The 20,121-nt window shown below is 71.9% G+C and carries 16 protein-coding genes and 1 tRNA gene; 8 read left to right on the top strand and 9 right to left on the bottom strand.

Translation table 11 applies throughout. From position 1 onward, the window contains the following. The first annotated feature begins 376 nt into the window (after positions 1-376). On the top strand, positions 377-1,762 hold the full coding sequence (locus tag OHA84_RS15610) for an NAD(P)/FAD-dependent oxidoreductase (RefSeq protein ID WP_053681462.1): 1,386 nt from the start codon (positions 377-379) through the stop codon (positions 1,760-1,762). Between the two features lie 157 nt (positions 1,763-1,919). Then, positions 1,920-3,308, top strand: coding sequence for a cyclopropane-fatty-acyl-phospholipid synthase family protein (locus OHA84_RS15605; protein WP_266971183.1), 1,389 nt, complete (start codon positions 1,920-1,922; stop codon positions 3,306-3,308). Between the two features lie 94 nt (positions 3,309-3,402). Here OHA84_RS15605 and OHA84_RS15600 read toward each other — a convergent pair whose 3' ends face one another. Together OHA84_RS15600 and OHA84_RS15595 are read right to left on the bottom strand one after the other, a co-directional pair. After that, on the bottom strand, positions 3,403-5,955 hold the full coding sequence (locus tag OHA84_RS15600) for an ABC transporter permease (RefSeq protein WP_053681458.1): 2,553 nt from the start codon (positions 5,953-5,955) through the stop codon (positions 3,403-3,405). Positions 5,956-6,009: 54 nt separating this feature from the next. Next, a complete protein-coding gene (locus tag OHA84_RS15595) occupies positions 6,010-6,774 on the bottom strand; it encodes an ABC transporter ATP-binding protein (protein WP_107089278.1) in 765 nt (254 codons plus the stop codon). 547 nt (positions 6,775-7,321) lie between these two features. On the opposite strand from OHA84_RS15595, the gene OHA84_RS15590 reads away from it, so the two are divergent. Beyond that, a tRNA-Leu gene (locus tag OHA84_RS15590) sits at positions 7,322-7,403 on the top strand. A gap of 690 nt (positions 7,404-8,093) precedes the next feature. Then, entirely contained in the window at positions 8,094-8,948 is an 855-nt protein-coding gene (locus tag OHA84_RS15585) for a Bax inhibitor-1/YccA family protein (protein WP_053681453.1), read from the top strand. A gap of 146 nt (positions 8,949-9,094) precedes the next feature. Here OHA84_RS15585 and OHA84_RS15580 read toward each other — a convergent pair whose 3' ends face one another. Next, complete coding sequence (locus tag OHA84_RS15580; RefSeq protein ID WP_053681451.1) at positions 9,095-9,325, bottom strand: DUF4287 domain-containing protein; 231 nt, start codon at positions 9,323-9,325, stop codon at positions 9,095-9,097. Between the two features lie 98 nt (positions 9,326-9,423). Between OHA84_RS15580 and OHA84_RS15575 the strand changes: the two genes are divergently transcribed. Beyond that, positions 9,424-9,807 (top strand): hypothetical protein, encoded by a 384-nt coding sequence (locus OHA84_RS15575; RefSeq protein ID WP_266971186.1) that lies wholly within the window; start codon positions 9,424-9,426, stop codon positions 9,805-9,807. On the opposite strand, the gene OHA84_RS15570 is transcribed toward OHA84_RS15575, so the two are convergent. The 3 genes from OHA84_RS15570 to OHA84_RS15560 form a co-directional block, all read right to left on the bottom strand. Next, positions 9,791-10,597, bottom strand: coding sequence for a hypothetical protein (locus tag OHA84_RS15570; RefSeq protein ID WP_199826599.1), 807 nt, complete (start codon positions 10,595-10,597; stop codon positions 9,791-9,793). The genes OHA84_RS15575 and OHA84_RS15570 overlap by 17 nt on opposite strands. 507 nt (positions 10,598-11,104) lie before the next feature. Next, on the bottom strand, positions 11,105-12,325 hold the full coding sequence (locus tag OHA84_RS15565) for an acetyl-CoA C-acetyltransferase (RefSeq protein ID WP_053681444.1): 1,221 nt from the start codon (positions 12,323-12,325) through the stop codon (positions 11,105-11,107). A 198-nt stretch (positions 12,326-12,523) separates the two neighbouring features. Next, positions 12,524-13,576, bottom strand: coding sequence for an SGNH/GDSL hydrolase family protein (locus tag OHA84_RS15560; protein WP_266971190.1), 1,053 nt, complete (start codon positions 13,574-13,576; stop codon positions 12,524-12,526). 134 nt (positions 13,577-13,710) lie between these two features. Here OHA84_RS15560 and OHA84_RS15555 point away from each other — a divergent pair, with 134 nt between their 5' ends. Further along, entirely contained in the window at positions 13,711-15,093 is a 1,383-nt protein-coding gene (locus OHA84_RS15555; protein WP_053681514.1) for a cystathionine beta-synthase, read from the top strand. Between the two features lie 431 nt (positions 15,094-15,524). Here OHA84_RS15555 and OHA84_RS15550 read toward each other — a convergent pair whose 3' ends face one another. Beyond that, complete coding sequence (locus tag OHA84_RS15550; RefSeq protein WP_053681441.1) at positions 15,525-15,881, bottom strand: hypothetical protein; 357 nt, start codon at positions 15,879-15,881, stop codon at positions 15,525-15,527. Positions 15,882-16,026: 145 nt separating this feature from the next. Between OHA84_RS15550 and OHA84_RS15545 the strand changes: the two genes are divergently transcribed. Beyond that, positions 16,027-16,869: a MurR/RpiR family transcriptional regulator gene (locus tag OHA84_RS15545; RefSeq protein ID WP_053681439.1), complete on the top strand. Its 843-nt coding sequence runs from the start codon at positions 16,027-16,029 to the stop codon at positions 16,867-16,869. Positions 16,870-16,900: 31 nt separating this feature from the next. Here OHA84_RS15545 and OHA84_RS15540 read toward each other — a convergent pair whose 3' ends face one another. Beyond that, entirely contained in the window at positions 16,901-18,055 is a 1,155-nt protein-coding gene (locus tag OHA84_RS15540) for an NAD(P)/FAD-dependent oxidoreductase (protein ID WP_266971193.1), read from the bottom strand. Positions 18,056-18,161: 106 nt separating this feature from the next. Here OHA84_RS15540 and OHA84_RS15535 point away from each other — a divergent pair, with 106 nt between their 5' ends. Next, on the top strand, positions 18,162-18,734 hold the full coding sequence (locus OHA84_RS15535; RefSeq protein ID WP_053681433.1) for a TetR family transcriptional regulator: 573 nt from the start codon (positions 18,162-18,164) through the stop codon (positions 18,732-18,734). Positions 18,735-18,753: 19 nt separating this feature from the next. Here OHA84_RS15535 and OHA84_RS15530 read toward each other — a convergent pair whose 3' ends face one another. Next, a complete protein-coding gene (locus OHA84_RS15530) occupies positions 18,754-20,094 on the bottom strand; it encodes a diaminopimelate decarboxylase (protein WP_266971194.1) in 1,341 nt (446 codons plus the stop codon). Between the last annotated feature and the right edge of the window lie 27 nt (positions 20,095-20,121).

Here is a 20,121-nt window from a genome sequence, read left to right as displayed (position 1 = left end):
GCAGCTTGGGGGGCCGAAAGTCCCTTCGCCCCGATCAGGTTCGTGAAGTTCTTCACAAGGAAAAAAGGCCTGTTGGGTCAAGGTGGGGGGCGTTCGGGCCCCTCAGGGGGTCCACAGGGCAGTTTCATGCGAGCGTTCGTGCGAATCGCGGCCGCCGGCGAGGGGCGTCGGTAGGTATCCACGAACCCGGTGGTCTACTCCGGTTGAAGGCCTTCAGGCCAGTTCAGGACTGGTGTACAACGTCTCCCGTTACACCGTGGTTCCCGTTTCCCGCCATGACCTGGGTCACGTGGGCGGCGCAGTGTAGCAGAGGGTGGACAGCCCCTTGTGAAGGGGCTCACGAGCGTCACCCCTGGGGGTGCTGGATACTCGTTCCATGAGCACCACGGAGCGTCCCAGGATCCTCGTTGTAGGAGGTGGGTACGTAGGCCTGTACGCAGCCAAGCGCATCATGAAGAAGATGCGCTACGGCGAGGCGACCGTCACGGTCGTCGACCCGCGCTCGTACATGACCTACCAGCCTTTCCTCCCTGAAGTGGCCGCAGGCAGCATCTCGCCTCGGCACGTCGTCGTCCCGCTGCGACGCGTGCTGCCCAAGGCAGAGGTTCTCACCGGCCGGGTCACGACCATCGACCAGGACCGCAAGGTCGCCGTCGTCACGCCGCTGGTCGGCGAGGCGTACGAGCTGCCCTTCGACTACCTGGTGATCGCGCTCGGCGCCGTCTCCCGCACCTTCCCGATCCCCGGCCTGGCCGAACAGGGCATCGGCATGAAGGGCGTCGAGGAGGGCATCGGTCTGCGCAACCACGTGCTGGAGCAGCTCGACAAGGCCGAGTCCACGACGGACGAGAACGTCCGCCGCAAGGCCCTCACCTTCGTCTTCGTCGGCGGCGGCTTCGCCGGTGCGGAGACCATCGGCGAGGTCGAGGACATGGCCCGCGACGCCGTGAAGTACTACACCACCATCAAGCGCGAGGACATGCGCTTCGTGCTGGTGGACGCGGCCGACAAGATCCTCCCCGAGGTCGGGCCGAAGCTCGGCACCTGGGGCAAGGAGCACCTCGAGTCCCGCGGCATCGAGATCTACCTGAACACCTCCATGGACTCCTGCGTGGACGGCCACGTGGTGCTGAAGAACGGCCTCGAGGTCGACTCCAACACCATCGTGTGGACCGCCGGCGTGAAGCCCAACCCGGCGCTCGCCCGCTTCGGCCTGCCGCTGGGCCCGCGCGGTCACGTGGACGCCGAGCCGACCCTCCAGGTCAAGGGCACGGACTACATCTGGACCGCCGGCGACAACGCCCAGGTTCCCGACATGGCCGCCCGCAAGGCCGGCGTCGAGAACGCCTGGTGCCCGCCGAACGCCCAGCACGCGCTGCGCCAGGCCAAGGTCCTCGGCGACAACGTCATCTCGGGCATGCGGGGCTTCCCGCAGGGCGAGTACTCGCACTCCAACAAGGGTGCGGTGGCGGGCCTCGGCCTCCACAAGGGCGTCGCGATGATCGTCATGGGCAAGATGAAGATCAAGCTCAAGGGCCGGCTCGCCTGGTACATGCACCGTGGCTACCACGGCATGGCCATGCCGACCTGGAACCGCAAGATCCGCGTCTTCGCCGACTGGACCCTCGCGATGTTCCTCAAGCGCGAGGTCGTCTCCCTCGGAGCCCTGGAGACCCCGCGCGAGGAGTTCTACGAGGCCGCCAAGCCGGCGCCGGCCCCGGCGGCCACCGCCGCACCGGCCGCCAAGGCCAAGGCCTCCTGACCCGGCGCGCTCCGGCAGGATCCTGAGCACGACCAGCACGTCCCCGAAGGGGCTGCCCGCCATCCGTGGTGCGGGCGGCCCCTTCGGCGTTCCCCCCGGATTGTCCGGCGCCGGAAATGGGTAGGTCGTTCGGTCGAAACTTCTGGAGGTGCCCACCATGACCGACGCCGCGCCGCGGCTGGCCGCTCTTGCCGAGACCCTGCTGGGCACGCCCCTGCCCGTCCGCGTACGAGCCTGGGACGGGAGCGAGGCCGGTCCGCCGTCCGGGCCCATTCTGGTACTGGCCAACCGGCGTGCCCTGCGCCGTGTGCTGTGGAAGCCCGGGGAACTCGGACTGGCCCGCGCGTGGGTCGCCGGCGACCTCACCGTCGACGGAGACCTCTTCGAGCTGCTGGACCGCGTCGCCGGTCTCCTCTGGGAGGCGGACCCCGCGCCCGCCCGCCCCGCGGTGGAGCCGCTCGTCGGCCTCGGCAAGCTCGCCGCCCTGCGCCCCCACCTGCCCGCCCGGGCCGCCGCCGCCTCCGGCTCGACCGCCCTGCTGCGCGACCCCGAGGCCCGCGCCGCCCTCCGTGAACTCATCGCCCTGGCCCGGCCGTGGCCCGCGCCCGCCCCGCCGCCCGAGGAGGCCGTCCGACGTTCCGGGGCCCGCCACACCAAGGGCCGCGACCGCGCGGCCATCAGCCACCACTACGACGTCGGCAACGAGTTCTACGAGCGGGTGCTCGGCCCGTCGATGGTGTACTCCTGCGCCTACTGGAGACCCGGCGGCACCCTGGAGGAGGCCCAGCGGGACAAGCTCGACCTGGTCTGCCGCAAGCTCGCCCTGGAGCCCGGACAGCGGCTGCTCGACGTCGGCTGCGGCTGGGGCTCCATGGCCCTGCACGCGGCCCGCGAGTACGACGTCCAGGTCACCGGCATCACCCTCTCGCGCGAGCAGGCCGCGTACGCCCGCAAGCGGGTCGCGGAGGAGGGCCTCGCCGACCGGATCGAGATCCGCATCCAGGACTACCGGGACGTCAAGGACGGTCCCTACGACGCCATTTCCTCGATCGGGATGGCCGAGCACGTCGGCGCCGAACGCTACCGCGAGTACGCCCGCACCCTGCACGCGCTGCTGCGCCCCGGCGGGCGGCTCCTGAACCACCAGATCGCCCGCCCGCCGGAGCCCGACGAAGAGGCCTACCGGATCGACGAGTTCATCGACGCGTACGTGTTCCCCGACGGGGAGCTCTCCCCGGTCGGCGGCACCGTGGGCGAACTGGAACGCGCCGGCTTCGAGGTGCGCGACGTCGAGGCGCTGCGCGAGCACTACGCACTCACCCTGCGGGCCTGGGTCGCCCGCCTGGAGCGCCACTGGGACGCGGCCGTGCGCCTGACCTCGCCCGGCCGGGCCCGGGTGTGGCGGCTGTACATGGCGGCCTCCGCGCTCGGCTTCGAACACAACCGGCTCGGGGTCAACCAGGTGCTCGCCGTCCGGCCCGGCCCGAGGGCCGAATCGGGACTGCCGCTGCGCGCCCGGGAGTGGGGCGCGCCGCGGGCCCCGTGAGCGGCGGACGACGACGAAGGGCCCCGCGACGGTGAACGTCGCGGGGCCCTTCGCCCTGTGGCCCGCCAAGGCCTCGAACCCGGTCCCGGTCGGGCTACTCGGTCTTGATGGCGGTCAGCATGTTCAACCGGGCGGCGCTGCGGGCCGGCCACATGGCCGCCAGCACGCCCACCACGCCGGCGAGCAGGAGGAAGATGCCGATCCGGTCCCACGGCAGGACCAGCGCGTAGTCGGGCACCGTCTCGGTGAGGGTGGAGCCGACCGCCCAGGCGAGGAAGATGCCGATGGCGACACCGAGGACCGCGCCGAAGAGCGAGATGACCACGGCCTCCAGGCGGATCATGTTCTTGACGCGGCTGCGGTCCAGGCCGATCGCCCGCAGCATGCCGATCTCCTGCGTCCGCTCGAAGACGGACATGGCCAGGGTGTTGACCACGCCGAGCACCGAGACGATCAGCGCCATGCCGAGCAGGCCGTACATGACGTTCAGAGCGGTGTTGATCATGCCGCCCATCTCGTTGCGCATGTCCTGCTGGGTGGCGATGGAGATGGCCGGGTTGTTGCCGAGGGCGTCGAGGACGGCCTTCTCGCCGGCCTTCGAGTCACCGGCGGTGGCGTTGACGTACACCTCGGGGATGTACGGGGTCTCGGTGTGCGGGCTGAGGATCTTCTCGTCGAGGACGTACGGGGAGAGCAGGCCCTCAAGGTCCTTGTAGACCGCGCCGACCTTCAGCGAACCCTTCTTGCCGTCGTCGTACATGACCTGGAGGGTGGAGCCGACCGTCAGCCCCTTCTCCTTCGCCGTCTTCTCGGCCACCGCCACCTCGCCCTTGGCGAGGCTGTCCAGCGAGCCGGTGACCACGTCGATGTTGAGCAGGTCGCCGATGGCCTTCGGGTTGACGCCGGAGGCCGCCTTGAAGTCCTCACCGATCTTCAGCATGTCGGCCCGCTGCGGGGAGACCGCCTTGATGCCCGGCGCCTTGGCCAGGGCCTCGGCGACGGACGCGTCCAGGCTGCCGCCACCCATGGCCATGGAGACCTTGTAGTCGGCCTTCAGCTTGTCGGTGCTCATCCGGTCCACGGCCTTGCCCATGGTGATGCCGAGCACGGACAGGGTGGTGACCAGGGTGAGGCCGATGGCGAGGGAGGCGGCGGTGACGGCGGTGCGGCGCGGGTTGCGCACGGCGTTCTGCGCGGCCAGCTTGCCCGGTACGCCGAAGACCTTCTCCAGCAGCGGTCGCACGGCGGCGATCAGCGGCCGGGACAGCAGCGGGAGCAGCACGATCAGGCCGATGAGGATGAAGAAGGCGCCGCCGCCGATGAGGTACCGGCCGTTCTCGCCGCTCACGGACACACCACCGAGGGTCATCGCGAAGCCGATGAGGCTCAGGACGCTGCCGCTGATGTTGCGCAGGAGCAGGGACTTGGCGTCGGCCGGCAGGTGGGCGCTGCCCATCGCGGCGACCGGGGGGATCCGGCCGGTGCGCCACGCGGGGAACACGGCCGCCACCGTGGTGACGAACACGCCGATGACGAGCGCCGCGATGATCGTCGCCGGGGCGATGACCAGGTCACCGGCCGGGATCTTGGCGCCGATGGAGTCCATCAGGGACCGCATGCCGATCGCCAGGCCGACACCCGTGACCAGGCCGATCGCGGAGGAGATCAGACCCACGACCAGGGCCTCGGTCAGGACCGAGCGCACGACCTGGCCGCGCTTGGCGCCGACGGCGCGCAGCAGGGCCAGTTCCTTGGTGCGCTGGGCGACCAGCATGGTGAACGTGTTGTAGATCAGGAAGATGCCGACGAAGAGCGAGATGCCGGCGAACACGAGCAGCATCGTGCTCATGCCGCTCATCTGGGCCTTGATGTCCTTGGCCTGCTCCTTGGCGAGTTCGGCGCCGGTCTGGGCCCGGGTGTTCTTCTCGTCGAGCAGCGGCTTGATGTCGGCCAGCAGCTGGTCGGAGGAGGCGCCCGCCGCGGCACTGACGGACAGCTCGTCGAAGAAGCCCGGCTTCAGGTACAGCTGCTGGGCGGTGGCGGTCTCGAAGAGGACGAGGCTGCCGCCGGCGTTGACCTGGCCGTCCTCGGTGGTGAAGACGCCGCCGAGGACGTACTCCTTCACCGGGCCGTTGGTGGCGACGCGGACCTTGTCCCCGACCTTGTACTTGCCCTTGGTCGCCGTCTCCTTGTCGAGGGCGACCTGGTTCGCGGCGGTCGGACCGGAGCCTTCGACGAACGTGTAGGACGGGTCCTGGCCGCCCTTCGCCGGGGCGAAGTTGGAGCCCCGGTTGGCCCAACCGTCGCCGATGAGCCTGCCGTTCTCGTCGCCGACGCCGGCGAAGCCGGAGACCCGGGCGGAGACGGTGTCGACGCCCTTGACGGCCTTGACCTTGTCGACGGTCTGCCGGCTGATGCCGGGATCGCCCTCGCGGACCCCGTCCTCGTTGCGGCCCGCGCCCCACGAGGTCACGGAGACGGCGACTTTGTCGAAGCTCTTGGCGGACTGGCCCGAGAGGGCTTTGCCGAGGGTGTCGGTGAACACGAGCGTGCCGGAGACGAAGGCGACGCCGAGGGTGACGGCGAGCACCGTCATCAGCAGTCTGGCCTTGTGCGCGAGCACGTTGCGCAGGGCGGTACGGAACATGGTGGAGGATCCAGGTGTCGGGGGCCGGCGGAGGACGTGCGGAGGGGCGGTCCCTCAGCTGGTGCGGCCCTTGGCGTCGAAGGCCTTCATGCGGTCGAGGACCCCGTCGGCGGACGGGTTGACCATCTCGTCGACGATCCGGCCGTCGGCGAGGAAGATGACGCGGTCCGCGTAGGAGGCGGCGACCGGGTCGTGGGTGACCATGACGACGGTCTGGCCCAGCTCGCGGACCGAGTTGCGCAGGAAGCCGAGGACCTCCGCGCCGGAGCGCGAGTCCAGGTTTCCGGTCGGCTCGTCGCCGAAGATGATCTCGGGGCGGGAGGCCAGGGCGCGGGCGACCGCCACGCGCTGCTGCTGGCCGCCGGAGAGCTGGGTCGGGCGGTGCCCGAGCCGGTCGGAGAGACCGACCATGGAGATCACGGAGTCCAGCCACTGCTTGTCGGGCTTGCGGCCCGCGATGTCCATGGGGAGCGTGATGTTCTCCAGGGCGGTCAGCGTCGGCAGCAGGTTGAACGCCTGGAAGATGAAGCCGATCTTGTCCCGGCGCAGCTGCGTCAACTGCTTGTCCTTCAGGGAACCCAGCTCGACGTCGCCGATGCGCACGGAACCGGCCGAGAAGGTGTCCAGACCGGCGACGCAGTGCATCAGCGTCGACTTGCCGGAGCCGGACGGGCCCATGATCGCGGTGAACTGGCCGGCGCCGAAGTCGACGGACACGTTGTCCAGCGCGACCACCTGGGTCTCGCCCTGGCCGTACACCTTGGAGAGCTGGGTGGCGCGGGCGGCCACGGCCTGGGTGGTGTGCGGGGCGTAGTTCATGGTGGTCACGGGGACTCCTGTCGAGCAAGGGTGCTGCGGTGTGGCGGGACCCTTCCATCCTCGCCGCGCACCACCCCGCTCCGGATCAGCCGAGGTGCCCGTTCATGGGCCCACTGGAGTCTGATCGCCGGCCCGGGCTTCTCCTCCTCTGGTATGACAGGGGCGCTCGCGCGGCGGGGTCGCGCCGGCGGCGCCGGGCGGTCCCGGGACGCCGCTCCGGAACGCCTCCGGGGTGCCCGGGGAGCCGCTCGGGGAGCTCCGGGGGTCGGCCGTCCGCCGACCGCCCCGCCGGCCGTTCGGGGGCGCGGACCGGTCCGGGGTGGCGGACCGGTGGCGACCGGGTGGCGTGCGGCGGCGAAATCCCGTCATTCCCATCGCGGGGGTGATCGTCGTCGGGAAGGTGCCGACAACGCCTTATCGGGCCTGACGGCCCCTCAAGCGCCAATAAAATCAGACAACATCGGGCAGAAGCCCAGGTCGGGGCAGGGGCGTTCCGGATAGGCTCGACGCAGCGTTGAAGGCTTTTCCACGGGGGCCGCCACGCCCTGCCCGGATGGTGGAATGCAGACACGGCGAGCTTAAACCTCGCTGGCCCTCGGGCCGTGCCGGTTCAAGTCCGGCTTCGGGCACGACCACGCTCTGTGCGGACGGGAAACACGTGAACGGCGGGGGTGCCCTGGGGGGCGCCCCCGCCGTCGTCCTGTCGAGACGCGACCACGACCGACCACCGGCCCTCGCCCACCCGGGTGTTCGGCTGCCCCGTGCCCGACTCCGTCCGCCACGAGCCCCGTTGACGGTCCTGCCTTCCGTGCGCGCCCCGACCCGTGCGCGCGCCCGCCCGCCTGTTCGTCCGTCCATGGCGCGGATCCCGCCCGACCGCCCCTCCCGCGGCGGTGGTCGGGCCTCCGCGGTCGAGGCACCTCGGCCCCGGGGCGTGTCGGCGAATGCGGGCCGTGGGGAGGGGTCCGGGAAAGGGCCCTTTCGGGCGTGCCGGAATGTTCCGCGATTCGAGAGGCCTCGAATAGCCGGGCGTTTCGGACCGGGGATATCGGGCGATACGCGGATCGCGCGGATCGAGGACGCGACGGATCGGCGCCCGAGCCGCTCCGGAAGGGCGTCACGGCCGGTCCGCAGGGCATCGGAGGCCTTGCGGCCGTATGCTCCTACGTCCTGGTCGCCCCGCGCGGGCCGGGGTCCCGCTTGCCCTTTTTGGGCTCCTGTGAGAGGGGGAAAGATCCTCCTCCAGCAGTAGGGTGATTCCTTTGCGAGCGCATTACTCTTGTTGCTAAGGCCGCGCACGGTGGCCATGGAGGAGTGAGATGAGGAGCAGTAACCCGGTCTTCTCGCGACGGGGGTTCAGCCGCGACAACGGCGGCTACGCGGGTTTCGACGCGCAGCAGGCGCAGGCCGGGACCGCGACCAACCCGTACGCGACGAACCCTTACGCCACGGACCCCGCCACGGGGATGCCGCAGGCACCGGTGCGCGCCGGTGCGATGACCATCGACGACGTCGTGAGCCGTACGGCCATGACGCTCGGCGTGCTCACGCTCACCGCGACCATCGCCTGGCTCGCCCTGCCGGTCGACGCGGCCAACCTGAACAAGTCGTACGGCATCGCCATCGTCGCGATGCTCATCGCGTTCGGTCTGGCGCTCGTCCAGTCCTTCAAGCGCAAGGCCTCGCCGGCGATCATCCTCGCCTACGCGGCTTTCGAGGGTGTCTTCCTCGGCGTCATCAGCGCCGCGGTGAGCACCTACATCAGCTCCGGCGTGGTCATCCAGGCCGTGCTCGGCACGCTCTGCGTCTTCGCCGGCGTGCTGTTCGCGTACAAGATGCGCTGGATCCGCGTCACCCGCCGTTTCTACGGCTTCGTGATGGCGGCCGCCATGGGCTTCATGCTGCTCATGGTCGTCAACCTGCTCTTCTCGATCTTCGCGGGCGGCAACGGTCTGGGCTTCCGCAGCGGCGGCCTCGGCATCCTGTTCGGCGTCATCGGCATCATCCTCGGCGCCTGCTTCCTCGCCCTCGACTTCAAGCAGGTCGAGGACGGCGTGACGTACGGCGCCCCGCGCGAGGAGGCGTGGCTGGCGGCCTTCGGCCTCACCACGACCCTGGTCTGGATCTACCTGGAGATGCTGCGGCTCTTCTCGATCCTCTCCGGCGACGACTAGTCGTACCGGTCCCAGGCCCCGGGCGGACGCCCACACGGCATCAGGAAGGCCCCGCGAGCACGATGCTCGCGGGGCCTTCCCGTGTCTCGTGGGGGATGCGGAGTCGGTCGGGGACTCGGGACGGGGGCAGGGGCGGTGACGGGGGTTCAGCCCAGTCTGCGGGCGGCCCTGCGCAGGTCGTACTCGTGGATGATCGCCTTGGCCTGGCCGTACGACAGTTCGTGCGCGCCGCGCAGCCAGCTGACCTTCTCCTCGAACCGGACGAGGGAGGGGCCGTCGTCCACGGTGCGGAGCCAGTCGGAGAGTTCACGACCGGTGGTCAAGGGAATTCTGTCGATCATGTTGCGGTGTGTCTGCTCGGAGAACTCTACGGACATGGGCGCCTCCGGAGGTATCGCCGTGTTCTCTTCACGACACCGTGCCTCAGCGTTCGCTCGTTGGCAATGGTGCCCGGGCGCCGCGTAAGGTCGGCCGGGTGCTCGATACCTCGCCCCTGACCCTCGTGGTCGAACGTTTCGCCGACCGGCTGCGGGCCACACCGCAGAGCCGACTCCAGCGCGGCGCCGCCGCCGAGGCGCTGGAACTGGCCCGCGAGTTGGCCGTACGGGCCCAGCGGCTGGAGTCCGCCGCAAGCGCCGCGGAAGCGGGGGCGGCCCCGGGGGCGGCTCCGGCGCGTGTCGTGCCGGACGCGGGCATCTTCGTCGTCGGGGACCAGGTGGCGGTCGCCGGACTGGACCTCGCGGAGGCGCTGCGCGCCACCGCCGCCGCACCCGCCCCCGACGACGCGAAGGCCCCGTCCGCGATGCTGGACGAGGCCGTGCGACTGGTGGAGCAGGCGGAGATCAGAGCGATGCGATGACGCGGTCCGCGAGGATGTAGACGTTGTTGTCGGGGTCCTCGGAGTCACCGCAGGAGAACGTCAGCGCGTAGGCGCCGGAGATCCCCGAGCCGCCCAGCAGCACCGGCGCGGTGCCCGAACGCAGGGCCTCGGAGAGGCGCTCGGCGGTCTCCCGGTGCCCCGGGGTCATGCAGAGCGTGGTGCCGTCCGTGAAGACGTACACGTCCAGGGTGCCCAGCGGGCCCGGACGGACGTCCGCGAGGGCCGTACGGGCCTCCGCGAGCTCCTCCAGGCGGTTCACCGTGCGCTCGTGGTCCGCTCCCGGGTGGGAGGCCTGCACGGGCACGAAATCGGGGTGCGAGGGGTGGCGCCTACGGGCCGCCGCCAGCTCCGGGGAGTCCTCCGGGTACTCGTCGAGGATCTCGTCGCCCAGGAGCGGCTCCAGGCCCACCATGTCCGCCTGCCGGGGCAGGAAGACCGGGTTCTCCTCGCCGAGCCCCGGCAGACCGCCGAGCAGCGAGGGGGCGTCGGCGGCGTCACGGGCCTCCTGCGCGGCCCAGAAGGCCCGCGCCTCGGCCAGCTCGCGCTCGCGCTCCTCGGCGAGGGCTTCGGCCACGGCGGCTCGTATCTCCGCCGCGGGGGACTCGACGGCGCTGCGGGCGTGCGGGACGGTCGCACCGCGCGGGTGCGACGACACGACGAGCTCACCGCGCAGGGCCGTGACCTGCTTTCGCAGTCCGTGTACGGCGTGCAGCGCAGCGGCGCCCACGGCCGTGGCAGCGGCCGTGGTCAGCAGCAGGGCAAGAGACATGGCGCTCACTGACTAACTCCCGGTTGATTCGATCCCCCGACTTCCTACATCAGCTTGACCTCTGCTGGGAATGGCAGGCAGTGCATTACGTCATGAATTGGACAGGTCTTTCGGCCTTGGGGCCTGTAGCGGGTGCGGTCTGACCTGCACAAATGCCAAACCCCCGGGACAAAGGTCACATCCTGGGGGAGATTCGGTCACAGCTCGGCCGCGACGGGATTAGATTCGGCGTCAGTACGGCGGGCGGCATCCGGCCGAAATCCTTACGGCGCCTGGGCGCCGAGCTTGATCAGGTATGCGCCGGCCCGCATGGAGAGCCTCCGGCGCCGTCGCACAGCGTCCCGAGCCCACTACCGCACGGCCCGACCACTTTTCGCCCCCGACCCGCGCCTCGACGATCCGGACGGAGCGAAGGGCCCCCTCGTGACGAGGGGACCCCCTGCTTCAGCGGCAGGCGCGCCCGGCCCGCCCGGCTCAGCCGCTCCGGCTCGGCTCAGCCGCTCCGGCTCAGCTCAGCCGCTCGATCACCATGGCCATGCCCTGGCCGCCGCCCACGCACATCGTCTCCAGACCGAACTGCTTGTCGTGGAACTGCAGGCTGTTGATCAGGGTGCCGGTGATGCGGGCACCGGTCATCCCGAACGGGTGACCGACGGCGATGGCTCCGCCGTTGACGTTCAGCTTCTCCAGCGGGATCTCCAGGTCCCGGTAGGAGGGGATGACCTGGGCCGCGAAGGCCTCGTTGATCTCGAACAGGTCGATGTCGTCCACCGTCAGGCCGGCCCGCTTCAGGGCCTGCTTCGACGCCTCGACCGGCCCCAGGCCCATGATCTCGGGGGAGAGGCCGGTGACACCGGTGGAGACGATGCGGGCCAGCGGGGTCAGGCCCAGCTCGCGCGCCTTCGTGTCGCTCATGATCACCAGCGCCGCGGCGCCGTCGTTCAGCGGACAGCAGTTGGCGGCCGTGACCAGGCCGTCCGGGCGGAAGACGGGCTTCAGACCCTGGACACCCTCCAGGGTGACCCCCGCGCGCGGCCCGTCGTCGGTGGAGACGACCGTGCCGTCCGGGGTGGTGACCGGGGTGATCTCGCGCGCCCAGAAGCCGTTCTTGACGGCTTCCTCGGCCAGGTTCTGCGAACGGACGCCGAACTCGTCCATGTCCGCGCGGGTCACGCCCTTGGCACGGGCCAGGTTCTCGGCGGTCTGACCCATCGCGATGTACGCGTCCGGGACCAGACCGTCCTCGCGCGGGTCGTGCCAGGACGCGCCCTCGCTCTGCGCGACGGCCGCGGTACGGCCCTCGGCGTCCGAGAAGAACGGGTTGTGCGTGTCCGGCAGACCGTCCGAGGAGCCCTTCACGGACCGGGAGACCATCTCGACGCCCGCCGAGATGAACACGTCACCCTCGCCCGCCTTGATGGCGTGCAGGGCCATGCGGGAGGTCTGCAGCGAGGAGGCGCAGTAGCGGGTGATCGTCGTGCCGGGCAGGTAGTCCATGCCCATCTGCACGGCCACGATGCGACCCAGGTTGTGGCCCTGCTCGCCGCCCGGGAGGCCACAGCCGAGCATCAGGTCGTCGATCTCGCGCGGGTCCAGCCCCGGGACCTTGGCGAGCGCGGCCTGGATCACCGTGGCGGTCAGGTCGTCCGGGCGGACGTCCTTGAGGGACCCCTTGAAGGCGCGCCCGATGGGCGAGCGGGCGGTGGAAACGATGACGGCTTCGGGCATCGGGGCTCCAAGGGGGTGCGTTGCGGCTCAAGTCGGACCGCATGTGAAGTTACCGGCCCGTACGGTCGAGGTCACCGGCCTCGGCATGTGATGAGGGCCGCACTGCGCTCACGGCGGGTCCCGCGAGCCGGATCCGGACGCCGTGCACCCGGACCCCCGGGCCGATCGGGGGCCCGGCAAGATCCTGAGAAGGGCGGCCTACGCGCCCGTCCGACTGCCGGAGAGACCCGCCGGCGTCTCTCCCTCGCCCGGGGGCTGGCCGATGTCCGGATCGGTCGGCACCCGCCGCCGGCGCCGGTGCTTGAGCAGGGCCCACGGGCCCCGGGCCGCCGTGACCTCCGTACCGGCCTCGCCCGCCGCCGCGGACGCCGCCTTCGCCACCGGCAGCATGTCCTCGTCGCGCGAGACGTCGAGGCGGTCGGACTCCGGCCACAGCCCCAGCGCCGCGCACAGCGTCGGCAGGACGGCCATCGCGGCGGTCGCGTACCCCTCCGCCGACGGGTGGTAGGAATCCGGGCCGAACATCTCACGCGGGTTCGCCGCGAACTCGGGGCCCAGCAGGTCCCCCATGGAGACCGTACGGGCGCCCAGGGCGAGGACGCCGATCGTCTGCGCGGCGGCCAACTGGCGCGAGACCCTCCGGGCCAGCATGCGCAGCGGCTGGTAGACGGGCTCGATCGTGCCCAGGTCGGGGCAGGTGCCCACGACGACCTCGGCCCCCGCCAGCCGCAGCCGACGGACGGCCGCGGTGAGCAGCCGGACCGACTGGGTGGGCGGCATCCGGCGCGTCACGTCGTTCGCACCGATCATGATCACGCAGACGTCCGGGGCGGGCGCGCCCGCCTCCACGCCGTCGAGGAGGAGGCCCACCTGCCGGTCGAGGTCGTCCGACATCGCCCCCGACAGGGCCACGTTGCGCAGCTCCACCGGCCGCTCCGCCACCGCCGCCAGCCCCGACGCCAGCAGGGCGCCCGGGGTCTGGCGGGCCCGCCGCACCCCCAGCCCGGCCGCCGTGGAGTCGCCCAACATGCCCATCCGCAGCGGCCCCGGGCTCAGCTCGGGCCCGCCGAACTCGCTCCCGTACAGGCCGTCCGCACGCGGCGGATCCGGCAGACCGGTGCCCACGGTCCGCTTCGCGAACTGCACCTCCGCCAGCACCAAACCCACCGCGGCGGCCCCGACGAGCCCGAGCCCGCCCCCGCCGTACGCCGCGCCCGCCGCGATCCGGCGGGCCGTCCTCGCCCTGGACACCCTTCAAGCCACCTCGCTTCCGTGCCTGGCCTCGAAGACCTTCCTGCCCCGTAGTGCCGGTCGGTCAATCCCTTTCCGCATACTCTGGCCGGACCTCCCGGAGAACCCGTGGAGTCCCCTCCTTGGAGAACATGGTGCAATTCCACGACTCGATGATCAGCCTCGTCGGCAACACCCCGCTGGTGAAGCTCAACCGCGTGACCGAAGGGCTTCAGGCGACCGTCCTGGCCAAGGTCGAGTACTTCAACCCCGGCGGATCGGTCAAGGACCGCATCGCCGTCCGGATGATCGAGGCCGCCGAGCAGAGCGGTGCCCTCAAGCCCGGTGGCACCATCGTGGAGCCGACCAGTGGCAACACCGGTGTAGGACTCGCCATCGTGGCCCAGCAGAAGGGCTACAAGTGCATCTTCGTCTGCCCTGACAAGGTGTCCATGGACAAGATCAATGTGATGCGCGCGTACGGCGCGGAGGTCGTGGTCTGCCCGACCGCCGTCGACCCCGAGCACCCGGACTCCTACTACAACGTGTCCGACCGCCTCGCGCGCGAGCCCGGCGCCTGGAAGCCCGACCAGTACAGCAACCCGAACAACCCCCGTTCGCACTACGAGACCACCGGCCCCGAGCTGTGGGACCAGACCGACGGGAAGATCACCCACTTCGTCGCGGGCGTCGGCACCGGCGGCACCATCTCCGGCACCGGCAACTACCTCAAGGAGGTCAGCGGCGGCCAGGTCAAGGTCATCGGCGCCGACCCCGAGGGCTCGGTCTACTCCGGCGGATCCGGCCGCCCCTACCTCGTCGAAGGCGTCGGCGAGGACTTCTGGCCGACCGCCTACGACCCGAACGTGACCGACGAGATCATCGCGGTGTCCGACAAGGACTCCTTCCAGATGACCCGCCGCCTCGCCAAGGAAGAGGGCCTCCTCGTCGGCGGCTCCTGCGGCATGGCCGTCGTCGCCGCGCTCCGCGCCGCCGAAGGCCTCGGCCCGGACGACGTCGTCGTCGTCCTGCTGCCCGACAGCGGCCGCGGCTACCTCAGCAAGATCTTCAGCGACGAGTGGATGGCCGGACACGGCTTCCTGGAGGAAGCGGGCCCCTCCGCCCGCATCGGCGAGGTCCTCAAGGACAAGGAGGGCGGCATTCCCTCCCTCGTCCACATGCACCCCGAGGAGACCGTCGGCGAGGCCATCGAGGTCCTGCGCGAATACGGCGTCTCGCAGATGCCGATCGTCAAGCCGGGCGCCGGTCACCCCGACGTCATGGCCGCCGAGGTCATCGGCTCCGTCGTCGAGAAGGAACTCCTGGCGGCGCTGTTCGCCCAGCGGGCCTCCCTCGGGGACCCGCTGGAGAAGCACATGAGCGCACCCCTGCCGCAGGTCGGATCCGGCGAACCCGTCTCCGAACTGATGGCCGTCCTCGGCGAGGCCGACGCGGCGATCGTGCTGGTCGAAGGCAAGCCCACCGGCGTCGTGAGCCGCCAGGACCTGCTGGCGTTCCTCGCCAAGGGCGCGAAGTAAGCCCGACGCGCAAACGGTACGGGCCCGACACGTGACGGCAGCACCGGCTTAACACGGCCCCGGCACAGTGGTGGTTGTCGGCGAGAACGCGAAACGCTCCTCGCCGGCCCACCGACTGGTGTCGGCGTGGCTCCGGAGCGGCTCCCGGACCGTGACGACGCCATGGATGCGGACGGCCCTGACCCGGCCCGTGTCCATCGCGGGGACCGCCGTCGTCCCGCCCCCGGGCAACCGGGGTGCGGCGGTCCCCGCGCTTACCCATTTTTTGAGGGCTCGGTTCGCCTCCGGGGCGCCTGCAGCCCGACTCACAGGCTCCACGTGCTCATACCGCTCGTTCCTCGCGGTCTTCCGCGCGAGGAGCCCGTTCCCCGGGCGCGCCCCTTCGGCTCACTCGCCGGGGTGCCGGGGCTCGGTTCGCCTCCGGAGCCCGCTCACTCGCCCCTGGGGCGGAAGGACTTCGTCGCGTGGACGAAGTTCACCGCCACGATGCCCGCCCACGCCACCAGCAGGCCCTTGAACCCGGCCTGGACGGCGGCGATGGCGGAGAGGGGGATCGCCAGCACCAGCGTGATGACGGCGAACCCGAAGCGTTCCCCGAAGTTGGTGTCCGAGGACGCCGCACGACGGTCGCCGCGGGCCGCCAGACGTTCCTCGGCCAGCCGCCGGCGGAGTTGGACGTCCACCTTGTCGACGAACGAGTCCACCAGCGCGGACTCGTACTCGGACCCCAGCTCCCGCCGCGCGTCCAGCGTCGCGTCGAGTTCCTTCTTCAGCTCTTGGCGCTCCATGCGCCCAGGCTAGGCAGCGCAGGGCGCCCCGGCACTGGGGCTGGCCCCCGTCTCGCGGAGCGGCCGGCGGCTTGCCGTCCTGCATATCCGCATGCAGAGTGCTCGGTGACTGAATATTCACCGGGACGGGGACGGAGGGGACGGGATGAGCGACAGCCCGGCCGCGCGGCTGCAGAAGCTCTTCGAGGGGCACCGGCTGACGCCGACGCAGCGGCGGATCGCGCACTGCATGGTGCGCGGGGCGGCGGAGGTGCCGTTCCTGTCGAGCGTGGAGTTGGCGGAGCTGGCCGGAGTGAGCCAGCCGTCCGTGACCCGGTTCGCGGTGGCGCTCGGCTTCGACGGGTACCCGGCGCTGCGCCGACACCTGCGCGAGGTGGCGCCCGTCGGGCAGGGTGAGGGCGGGAGCGCGGACGCGTACAACGAGTACCAACAGGCCGTCCAGGGCGAGATCGAGAACCTGCGCCGGCTGTCGGCGATGCTCGCCGATCCCGCGCCGGTCGTGGAGGCGGGACGGCTGCTGGCGGGATCGACCCCGCTGCCGGTGCTCGGGCTGCGGGCCGCGTCCTCGCAGGCGCGCGGGTTCGCGTACTTCGCCGCCAAGGTCCACCCCGACGTACGGCTCCTCGACGAGGGCGGCTCCATGCTCGCCGACCGGATCGACGCGGCCGTGACCGCCGGGGCGTCGGCGCTGCTCTGCTTCGCGTTGCCCCGGCATCCGCGGGAGGTGGCGGAGGCACTCGAACACGGGCGTGCCGCCGGGCTGACCGTGGTGACGGTCGCCGACTCGGCGTTCGCCCCGGTGGCCCGCCACAGCGACCTGCTGATCCCGGCGCCGGTCGGGACCGGGCTGGCCTTCGACACGGCGTGCGCGCCGATGCTGCTGGGCCGGGTGCTGCTGGAGGCGATGGCGGACGCGCTGCCGGACGCCCAGGCGCGCCTGGAGGCCTTCGACGCCCGGGCCGCGGCGCGCGGACTGTTCGTCGAGTAGGGACGCGCGGGGATTGGTGCGGGGCCGCCGCTCAGCGGTAGTCCAGCTCGGCGAGCTCGTTGGCGAGACGGTCGCGCAGCACCGGGACGCGGCCCAGCACGGGCAGCGCGGTGTTGCGCACGGCGCGCAGGACCGGGTTGCGGGTGGTCGCGACGCGGGTCATCCGGTCGGTGAAGGCCACCACCCGCAGGGCGACGGGGCGGCGCGTCGCCTCGTACGCGTCGAGGCGGCCGTTGGTCAGGGCCCGGCCGAGGGCGTGGCCGTCCTGGATGCCGGTGTTCATGCCCTGCCCGCCGGCCGGGCTGTGCACGTGGGCGGCGTCCCCGGCGAGCAGCATCCGTCCGGCGCGGTAGCGGTCGGCGACCCGGTGGTGGACGCGGAACCGGGAGGACCACAGGACCCCGGTGACGCGGGCCTGTCCCGGCGCGCGCTCGTCCAGGAGCGCCTGGACGAAGCCGAGGTCCGGTTCGGCCGGCGCCCTGTCCGCGGTGGCGACGATCCGGTAGCGCCGGCCGTCCTCGCCCGGCAGCGGGGCGACCACGGTCAGCCCGGCCGCGCCGAAGGTCAGCGAGACCTCCCGTCGGCCCGGCGCCCAGTCCATGGTGACGTCGGCGAGGGCGAAGGACTCCTCGTACGAGCTGCCGGTGAAGCCGATCCCGGCCGCCTCGCGGACGACGCTGTGCATGCCGTCGGCGCCCACGACGTGGTCGGCGCGCAGGGTCTCGCCGGTCGCGGTGGTCAGGGTGACGCCCTGGTCGTCCTGGGTGAGGGCGGTGACCTGGTACGGGCGGTGGACCTCGCCGCCCAGCGCGCGCAGCCGGTCGAGCAGCACCGCCTCGGTCTCGTACTGGGGGACCATCAGCGCGTACGGGTGGGCGGTCCGCAGCCCGTCGAAGGGGATCGCGGTCAGGACGCGGGCGCCGTCGCGGATCCGGAACCGGGTGACGGGGATGCCGCGGCCGATCAGTTCGGCGGAGAGCGCGCCGGACGGGTCCAGTTCGTCGAGGACCTCCAGGGTGCGGGCGTGGACGACGGCCGCGCGGGAGGTGTTGGCCCCTTCGGCCTGCCGGTCGAGGAGCACGAAGTCGATGCCGGCCCGGGCGAGGGTGACGGCGAGCGCGAGGCCGGTGGGGCCGGCGCCGACGACGGCGACCTCGGTGCGGGCGGGGAGTGCGGGACGGGTCACGGGATGCCTCCTCCGGGATGCCAACGGGTGTTGGCCAACGTCTGTTGACTTCAGGGTGCGCCTGCTTCGGTGGCATGTCAACGATCGTTGGCCTACATTCGTTGACATGGCAGCACACGAGGTGGGGAGCAGGGGCGCGCAGACCAGGGCGGCGATCCTGCGGGCGGCGCGCGAACGGTTCGCCGCACAGGGGTACGAGCGCACGACGATCCGGGCCGTCGCCGCCGACGCCGACATCGACCCTTCGATGGTCATGCGGTACTTCGGCAACAAGGAGAAGCTGTTCGACGCGGCCCTGGCCGTGGACCTGCGGCTGCCGGACCTGGGCGCCGTACCGGAGTCGGAACTGCCGCAGGCGCTGGTGCGCCACTTCGTCGAGCGCTGGGAAGGGGACCCGTCCGACGACGCGCTCCTGGTCCTGCTGCGCTCGGCCGTCACCAACGAGCGGGCCGCGCAGCGGATGCGGGAGACGTTCGCCGGGCAGGTCGCGCCGGCGCTGGCCGCCGCGCTGGGCCCGGAGCGGGCGGCGCGGGTCGCCGGACTGGTCGCCGCCCAACTGCTCGGGCTGGGGTTGGCCCGCTACCTGCTGCGGCTGCCGGGGGTGGTGACGCTGAGCGCGGACGCGGTGGTGGCCGGGCTGACCCCGGCGGTGCGCGCGACGCTCGCCGAGTCCGGCTGACGCCGGGGCCCCCGCGGTTTCACAGGAGGGCGTCCGGGTTCGCGCCGCCCGCCTCGGCGACGATCGCGGACAGCGGCTGCGCCGGGCGGACCGGAGCGAAGCGGACCGCTCCGGCGGCGTCCACCGTGAAGCCGTGGACCGCCGGTCGGGGAAGGCTGTTGTAGCCGTGGTGGGCGGTGAAGAAGTACGCGCCGGTGTCCGGTACGGCGACCAGGTCACCCGGGGCCAGTTCCGGCAGCTCCCGCGCCGTGGCCAGCAGGTCCCCCGCGAAGCAGGCCGGGCCCGCGACGTCCTGGGGGACGGGGGTCCCGGTCTTCGGGAGGCCCTTGGCGTCGTACGGGAGGATCCGCAGCGGCCAGGCCGCCGGGGCGTACACCGTGCGGGTGGCGACCTGGACCCCGGCGTGCGTGAGGGCGATGGGCCGGCCGCCGGTCGCCTTCGTGTACTCGACCCGTGCCAGGACCAGCCCGTGCTTGGCGGTCAGGGAGCGGCCGAACTCCGTGACCAGGCCGTAGGCGCCCGAGAACAGGCCGGGCGCCGCGGCCCGCAGGGCCGCCACGTACTGCGCGTACGTCGGGGTCTCGGCGTCCGAGGAGAAGTTCACCGGCAGCCCGCCCCCGATGTCGAGGGTGTCGACCTGCCGCCGCCCGGCCGCCGCGTTGATCTCCTCGGCCAGGGCGTACAGCTCCCGCACCCCCTCCGCGATCAACGGCAGGGGCACGCCCTGGGAGCCCGAGTGGGTGTGCAGCCGGGTGAGCCACGGCCGATCCGCGTACGCCCGCAGCAGCCACTCGCGCGCGCCCGGGTCGCGCAGCGGGACGCCGAACTTCGAGGTGGCCGTGGCCGTGGACAGGGCGTCGATGGCGCCCGCGCCGGTCTGCGGGTTGATCCGTACGCCGATCGGGGACCGGGTGGGGGCCGCCGCGACCAGGGCGTCGATGCGGCGCAGCTCCTGCCCGTTGTCGGCGTTGACGGCGATGCCCAGGGCGAGGGCCTCGCGGAGTTCCGCCGGGGTCTTGGCGGGGGAGTCCAGCACGGTGTGCTCCGGCGCGACCCCGGCCGCCCGGGCCAGCGCCAGCTCGCCGGCGCTGGCCACCTCGCAGCCGACGCCGACCGAGGAGAGCAGCCGCAGCACCGGGACCAGGGGGCAGGCCTTCACCGCGAAGGCGTGCAGGACGGGGGCGCCGGCCGGCAGGGCGTCGGCGAACGCGCGGGTCAGCGCGCCGGCCGACGCGCGGATCCCGGCGGTGTCCAGCAGGCAGACCAGCGGTTCCGTGTCCAGGAGGCCCTGCCGCGCGGCGGCCCGTACGGCCCGGTCCCGGCGGGTGGCGGCGCTCTGCGCGTGTGTGTCGGCGGCCATGTCCGCCATCCCATCATCCGGCGGGGC

The sequence above is a fragment of the Streptomyces sp. NBC_00513 genome (assembly GCF_041431415.1).
In the GTDB taxonomy this organism is placed as follows: Bacteria; Actinomycetota; Actinomycetes; order Streptomycetales; family Streptomycetaceae; genus Streptomyces.
This window is presented reverse-complemented; position numbering and strand designations above follow the sequence as displayed.

Bases quoted from the DNA above. Each gene is read 5' to 3' on its own strand.
- OHA84_RS15610 (WP_053681462.1), top strand. From the start codon at position 377: ATGAGCACCACGGAGCGTCCCAGGATCCTCGTTGTAGGAGGTGGGTAC.
- OHA84_RS15605 (WP_266971183.1), top strand. From the start codon at position 1,920: ATGACCGACGCCGCGCCGCGGCTGGCCGCTCTTGCCGAGACCCTGCTG.
- OHA84_RS15600 (WP_053681458.1), bottom strand. From the start codon at position 5,955: ATGTTCCGTACCGCCCTGCGCAACGTGCTCGCGCACAAGGCCAGACTG.
- OHA84_RS15595 (WP_107089278.1), bottom strand. From the start codon at position 6,774: ATGAACTACGCCCCGCACACCACCCAGGCCGTGGCCGCCCGCGCCACC.
- OHA84_RS15585 (WP_053681453.1), top strand. From the start codon at position 8,094: ATGAGGAGCAGTAACCCGGTCTTCTCGCGACGGGGGTTCAGCCGCGAC.
- OHA84_RS15580 (WP_053681451.1), bottom strand. From the start codon at position 9,325: ATGTCCGTAGAGTTCTCCGAGCAGACACACCGCAACATGATCGACAGA.
- OHA84_RS15570 (WP_199826599.1), bottom strand. From the start codon at position 10,597: ATGTCTCTTGCCCTGCTGCTGACCACGGCCGCTGCCACGGCCGTGGGC.
- OHA84_RS15565 (WP_053681444.1), bottom strand. From the start codon at position 12,325: ATGCCCGAAGCCGTCATCGTTTCCACCGCCCGCTCGCCCATCGGGCGC.
- OHA84_RS15550 (WP_053681441.1), bottom strand. From the start codon at position 15,881: ATGGAGCGCCAAGAGCTGAAGAAGGAACTCGACGCGACGCTGGACGCG.
- OHA84_RS15545 (WP_053681439.1), top strand. From the start codon at position 16,027: ATGAGCGACAGCCCGGCCGCGCGGCTGCAGAAGCTCTTCGAGGGGCAC.
- OHA84_RS15535 (WP_053681433.1), top strand. From the start codon at position 18,162: ATGGCAGCACACGAGGTGGGGAGCAGGGGCGCGCAGACCAGGGCGGCG.
- OHA84_RS15530 (WP_266971194.1), bottom strand. From the start codon at position 20,094: ATGGCCGCCGACACACACGCGCAGAGCGCCGCCACCCGCCGGGACCGG.